Origin of the sequence: Bacillus sp. F2HM (assembly GCF_019266135.1) — a bacterium.
Taxonomy (GTDB): domain Bacteria; phylum Bacillota; class Bacilli; order Bacillales; family Bacillaceae; genus Bacillus; species Bacillus safensis.
The window spans coordinates 22,066-28,272 of sequence record NZ_LRMO01000031.1 but is presented as its reverse complement, the minus strand read 5'-3'; the positions used below and the strand labels follow the sequence as shown (position 1 = coordinate 28,272).

Here is a 6,207-nt window from a genome sequence, read left to right as displayed (position 1 = left end):
CTCATCCTTCCTAGACTTCGAAGGTTTTCTATCACGCTGAAAAGAAGACAAAGGGCTAAAATAAACCCTTTGTTTTTTTCATGGAATCAAAAAGCCCAATGGTTGAACAAAATGAACAAAAAGCATTTATCGACCGAAAAAGAATTAAAATTCATAATATTTACTTCAATTCACACCTCAGATATGATGACAAAAAGGGTTGGAAATGGGATACCAACACATTAATGAAAGCGTATACAACATAAGGGGTGAACAATATGTTAGCAATCTTAGGATTTCTTATGATGATTGTATTTATGGTTTTGATTATGACGAAACGTATGTCTGTTTTAACGGCATTGGTGTTAACACCAATTGCATTTGCTCTTATTGCAGGTTTTCATTTTACTGAAATTTCAGACATGATTGTCAAAGGCGTGCAACAAGTCGCACCAACAGCGGTCATGATCATGTTTGCGATTTTGTACTTTGGCATTATGATTGATGCGGGTTTATTTGACCCAATGGTGGCGAAAATTTTAAAAATCGTTAAAGGCGATCCATTAAAAATCGTGGTCGGAACAGCTGTCCTGACGATGCTTGTTGCACTTGATGGTGACGGAACGACAACGTATATGATTACAACAACAGCGATGCTTCCACTATTTACGCTGCTTGGCATCCGTCCAATTATTTTAGCGGGTATTGCCGGGGTTGGCATGGGAATTATGAATACAATTCCATGGGGAGGAGCTACACCTAGAGCGGCGAGTGCACTTGGCGTTGATCCTTCACTTTTATTTGGACCGATGATTCCAGTCATTGGTGCAGGGGTTCTCAGTATGATTATTGTTGCTTATTTTCTTGGAAAAGCCGAAAGAAAACGCCTTGGTGTGATTGAACTTGAACAGCCGATTCATGCAAATGAAATGGCAGCGGCACTGCAAGATGACATCAAACGGCCGAAGCTTTGGTGGTTTAACCTGGCGCTGACTTTGTTATTGGTGCTGCTGCTTGTATCAGGTAAAGTCAGCTTAACTGTTCTATTTGTTCTTGCTTTCTGTGTGGCGATCATCGTGAACTATCCGAACTTGGATCAGCAGCGTGAGCGAATTGCCGCTCACTCAACAAACGTTTTAGCCATTGCTTCGATGATTTTTGCGGCAGGTGTTTTTACAGGTATTCTAACTGGAACGAAAATGGTCGATGAAATGGCGATTTCGATTGTATCTGCAATTCCAGAGCAGCTTGGCGGCTTTATTCCAGTCATTGTCGCATTAACAAGCGGGATCTTTACTTTCTTTATGCCGAATGATGCATACTTTTATGGCGTACTGCCGATCCTATCAGAAACAGCGGCAGCATACGGTGTCGATAAAATTGAGATTGCCAGAGCCTCTATTATTGGTCAGCCGATTCATATGTTAAGTCCACTTGTTCCATCAACTCATTTACTTGTTGGACTTGTTGGCGTATCACTGGATCAGCATCAGAAATTTGGGATGAAATGGGCTGTGCTGGCAGTCGTCGCTATGACCGTCATGGCGGTTCTCATTGGGGCCATTTCCATCTGGTAAATAAAAAAGTGTCTGCTGCGGGCAGGCACTTTTTTTAGGTCATATTGCCGGGCAGGCTCCATTCATTTGCCCTAGACAAAGACATGCCTGTTCCTCCAAAAGATTTATTTTTGAAAAATACTGACACTTTTTCTGTTTTTTTCTTTATAATGCAAATCAACGAAGGGAGAGGATAGCATGTCCAAACGAAAAGGCACGATTCTTTTTGCTGCTGCATGCCTCTTGGCAGGCAGTTTGTCGATGGTGAGCCCAGCTTCAGCTCATGCAGAAACCCCTTATTATGGAAAGAGTTATGAACAACCAGCTTCAGTGAAAAAGCTATACCCTAAGCCTGACGAGACGTTTGATACCCCTGCCTTTCAGAAAAAAGAAGAAGCATTTACGACACAAGAAGAGCTTCAAGCTTTCTTACGAGACATTGTCCGCAAAAGTCCTTACGCCACGCAGAAACAAATTGGAACATCCATTGAAGGTAGATCCATTCCGGCCCTGTACTTTACAAAGGATCGCTCCATCACGCCACTTTCAAAAAAGCCAACCATCTGGCTCCAAGCACAAATACATGGAAATGAACCAGCCTCCGGTGAATCTGCTCTCGTCATTGCAAAACGATTAGCAGGTGAAGAAGGAGAGCGTATACTCAATCATGTCAATATCATCATTGTCCCAAGAATCAATCCTGATGGTTCTTATGCGTTTGACCGCAGACTGGCAAACGGATTAGACGGAAACCGTGATCATATGACATTAGAGTCTCCAGAACTGACAGCCCTGCATCAAGAATTTAATCGGTATGCGCCAGAGGTGGTTATTGATGCCCATGAATACGATGTGGGTCAAAAGCAGTTTGAAGATATCGGTTCATCAGGCGCTCTCAAATATCATGATTTGCTTATTCTTTCAGGTAAGAATTTAAACATTCCTGAAAGCATCCGGCTGACATCAAATGAGTTATACGTTAACGGAGTTCGTGAAACGCTGACGAATAAAGGATTTTCTAACGATTTGTATTATACAAACACAAGAGGAAAGGATGGAAAGATCGACATCTATGAAGGTGGAACGGATGCGCGAATTGGCCGTAATGCCCTTGCACTTTCGCCAGCCCTGTCATTTCTTGTAGAAAGCAGAGGGATTGGGATTGGAAGAGAGGATTTTGCCCGCCGCGTCGCTGCACAAGTAGCCACCCATGAAAAAATCATTGAGACCACGGTGAAACATGCCAAACAGGTGAAGCAGCAAATGGTGACGGAGCGGCTGAAGCTGGTCAAAAAAGGACTGCAGCCAAATGATGATGATCAGGTGGTCATTCAAGACGATTTCCAAGCACCTGTCAATGACTCGCTGGAAATGGTCGATATTGAGAAAGGACAAACAACTCAAGTTCCTGTACGCTTTCACAGTGCGAGCGATGCTGTTCCCGTCTTAACAAGAGAACGGCCGACAGCTTATCTCATTCTTCCGGGGCATGAAGGAGTAGAGAGGAAACTCAGAACATTAGGATTAAAAAGTGTCACATTGCCGGCTGGCATGAAAGTGCCGGTACAAGCCTATCAGGTGACAAAGCGAGAAGAAAAGAGCAAAACAGATATTCAGCTTGAAACAAAACTCGTTGACAAGAAACGTCAGCTGCCAAAAGGAACAAAGGTATATGTCACGGCACAGCCGCAAACCAATTTGCTCTCACTTGCCCTTGAACCAGAATCAAAGGACAGCTATATGTCATCAGGGTTTATTGCTTCAAAAACAGGGGATGAACTGCCAGTCTATCGTTTCGTGCTTCCTCAAAAGACGTTAGGTATTCAATAAAAAAGGACTAAAATAAAGATCATTTTAGCCCTTTGTCAACAATCTAAAGCGGCACTAGGCATGCCGCTTTTTTTATTTTCGTCCAGCTCTTATTTCATCTGTCATGCCTTCATATGGTGCTTCTGCGATAATGGTTTCGTCATTCACACCTACATGATGGATATACGTAATGTCCGCAAATTCTGGGACAACATATTTCGGATAGGTTTCGTATTTTTCACGAGATTCTTTCATGAGATCGATGTAGTCATTTTGATAGCAAACTGTGATATCTGGACGTTCATGCACCCATTTAGGGAAGAAGATGACGCCATGCATGCGTTTTTCCTCAGGCATAAAGTTCAGAGAGACGTCTGTCCCAGTTGGTTCTGTCCAAGAGACTTTGTATACGCCTTTTGTCAGCTTCACAATATTTACTTCTTGATCACGGACCCAGCGTCCTCCAACCATTCCGCTATGAATGCGGTAATCAATGGTGTGATCGTTTTTAATGTAAATCTCATATTCCCAGCCATTTTCATACGTATAAATCATATGAAGTCCAACGAATTGATCCATGTTTATTCCTTCTTTCATTAGAATGATGTTTTTTCAAACATGTTGTGATTTACATGTTTATTTTAAAGTCTATGGTATACTATTGTCAAAGAATAAGCGTTGGAGGCACATCATGAGAGTACTAAAATATGCCATTCTTGGCTTGCTGGATCAGCGTGAGCTGACGGGATACGATATCACGAAACATTTTAAGGATTCTCTTGGACAGTTTTGGAGTGCGAAGCACAGTCAGATTTACCCTGAGCTGAAGCGTCTTACAGAGGAAGGGTTTATTGAATTTGATATTCATATACAAGGAAAAAAGCTAGAGAAGAAGGTCTATCAAATCACAGCGGCAGGAAAAGAAGAATTGCGTCAGTGGTTAAAAACAAAAGATCCGATTCCGGAAACAACAAAGGATGAATTCATGCTCAAAACCTTTTTCATCTCCTCCATGGACAAAAAAGAAGCGGCTGACCTGTTTGCCTATCAACTGTTAGAGCGCACCAAGAAAGTAGATGTGCTGGAACAGAAGCTGCACGCTTTGACAGAGGAAGACCCTTCTGCTGAATCGCTGCATTCAGCGCAATTTGGGCATTACTTAGTGCTGACAAGGGCAATTGAAAGAGAAAAAGGCTATGTCCGCTGGCTCCAAAAGACCCTTAAACGTATTGATTCATCTATGGTCTAAGGACAATGGTCGGATGATATGATAAAAAATGGTTTGAAACGAGTGAATTTATCAATAGAAACCGCTACAATGGATATATTCGTATTAAAGTGAGGCGAGTATGTTTGAGTAATCAAGAAGCGTTGTGGAATGAAGCAGAAGCTTTTATTTCTGTATGCTATGAAGAATTAAACAAGTCAAATGAAGAGAAAGCAGCACGTCTGCATGAAATAAAAAAAGAAATTGAGTCTGAAGGAATTTATACGCATACACTAGAGGAATTAGCTCACGGGGCGAAAATGGCATGGCGCAACAGTAACCGCTGCATTGGCCGTTTGTTTTGGTCTACCCTGCAAGTGCATGACTGCCGGCATGTAAAGACAGAGGATGAGGTGAAGGAGGCGCTCTTTCATCATATTGAGTATGCGACAAATGGCGGGAAAATCAAACCGTCCATTACGATCTTTCCCCCAGAGAAAAACAGACAGAAGGAAGTCGTCATTTATAATCATCAGCTCATTCGTTATGCAGGCTATGAGTCGGAATATGGCATCATCGGCGACGAGGCATCTCTTGAATTAACAAAATTATGTCAAGCCTATGGCTGGGAAGGAGAAGGCACACATTTTGATATTTTGCCTCTCATGTTTCAGCTAAAAGGTCAGCCGCCTGTTCTGTATGAGCTTCCGAAAGAAATCGTCCAAGAGGTAGAGATCACCCATCCTGAATATGATGGATTCCGTGATTTGGGACTAAAATGGTATGCGGTTCCGATTATTGCTGATATGAAATTAGAGATTGGCGGTATTCATTACAATGCTGCACCGTTTAATGGCTGGTATATGGGCACAGAAATTGGCGCACGCAACCTAGCGGATGAAAACCGCTACAATATGCTGAAAAAAGTTGCTTCTCTTTTAGGACTGGACACAACCAAGAATGCGTCCCTTTGGAAGGATAAAGCCATTGTCGAATTGAATGTGGCGGTTCTCCATTCTTATCGTGAAGCAGGGGTGACCATTGTTGATCATCATACAGCAGCACATCAATTCAAGCAGTTTGAAAAGCAGGAAGAAAAGGCTGACCGCAAGCTGACTGGGGACTGGACATGGCTGATTCCGCCAGTATCACCAGCTGCTACCCACATATTCCACAAGCATTACGACAATACCATTGTGAAACCAAACTATTTTTATCAGGACAAGCCCTATCACGGGACAGAAAAGGCCTAGCGAGAGCTAGGTTTTTTTATGACCGTATTCGAAAATCTTGATAATGAGCAAGCTCGGTGAGCGGCTCCATTTGCATGTCGGTGACTTTTGAAAAAGGACTTCCTTTCCGGACAGTCTCTAAGAAATCAATCACTTTGTGCTGCTCACCCTCTACCTTTAACTCGACATGACCTTCATCTGTGTTGCGTACCCAGCCTTTCATTCCACGATTGACGGCTTCTCCCTGAACAAAATAACGAAAGCCGACTCCTTGCACACGTCCTTTTACAATGGCGTGATATTGAATCATGGTCATCTCTCCTTTTTTCACATCGTACCATAGCCTGTATCTGATCTTCACGCCTCGACTATGATTTGTTTGTCAAACGATGTAAAATAAAGGCCAGTAGACAACCAAAGGAGA

Annotated in this window: 6 protein-coding genes and 1 pseudogene; 5 read left to right on the top strand and 2 right to left on the bottom strand. The window is 42.6% G+C overall.

What is annotated here, in order from left to right:
- From AWT60_RS17350 to AWT60_RS17340, 3 genes and pseudogenes are all read left to right on the top strand, one after another.
- Nucleotides 1-225: pseudogene (locus tag AWT60_RS17350) on the top strand (hypothetical protein); the annotation flags it as partial.
- A 32-nt stretch (nt 226-257) separates the two neighbouring features.
- Nucleotides 258-1,556 (top strand): Mg(2+)/citrate complex secondary transporter CitM, encoded by a 1,299-nt coding sequence (gene citM / locus AWT60_RS17345; RefSeq protein WP_056767653.1) that lies wholly within the window; start codon nt 258-260, stop codon nt 1,554-1,556.
- 177 nt (nt 1,557-1,733) lie between these two features.
- On the top strand, nt 1,734-3,365 hold the full coding sequence (locus AWT60_RS17340; protein ID WP_087976418.1) for a M14 family metallopeptidase: 1,632 nt from the start codon (nt 1,734-1,736) through the stop codon (nt 3,363-3,365).
- A gap of 72 nt (nt 3,366-3,437) precedes the next feature.
- Here the strand turns inward: AWT60_RS17340 and AWT60_RS17335 are convergent, their stop codons facing one another.
- Nucleotides 3,438-3,923, bottom strand: a complete 486-nt coding sequence (locus AWT60_RS17335; RefSeq protein ID WP_056767659.1) for a phenolic acid decarboxylase — start codon at nt 3,921-3,923, stop codon at nt 3,438-3,440.
- Nucleotides 3,924-4,035: 112 nt separating this feature from the next.
- Between AWT60_RS17335 and AWT60_RS17330 the strand changes: the two genes are divergently transcribed.
- Nucleotides 4,036-4,593 carry a PadR family transcriptional regulator gene (locus tag AWT60_RS17330; protein ID WP_056767662.1) on the top strand — a complete coding sequence of 186 codons (558 nt, stop codon included), beginning with the start codon at nt 4,036-4,038 and terminating at the stop codon, nt 4,591-4,593.
- 104 nt (nt 4,594-4,697) lie between these two features.
- Nucleotides 4,698-5,804, top strand: coding sequence for a nitric oxide synthase oxygenase (locus AWT60_RS17325; RefSeq protein WP_056767665.1), 1,107 nt, complete (start codon nt 4,698-4,700; stop codon nt 5,802-5,804).
- Nucleotides 5,805-5,820: 16 nt separating this feature from the next.
- On the opposite strand, the gene AWT60_RS17320 is transcribed toward AWT60_RS17325, so the two are convergent.
- Nucleotides 5,821-6,093 (bottom strand): acylphosphatase, encoded by a 273-nt coding sequence (locus tag AWT60_RS17320; RefSeq protein ID WP_056767668.1) that lies wholly within the window; start codon nt 6,091-6,093, stop codon nt 5,821-5,823.
- Nucleotides 6,094-6,207: the final 114 nt, after the last annotated feature.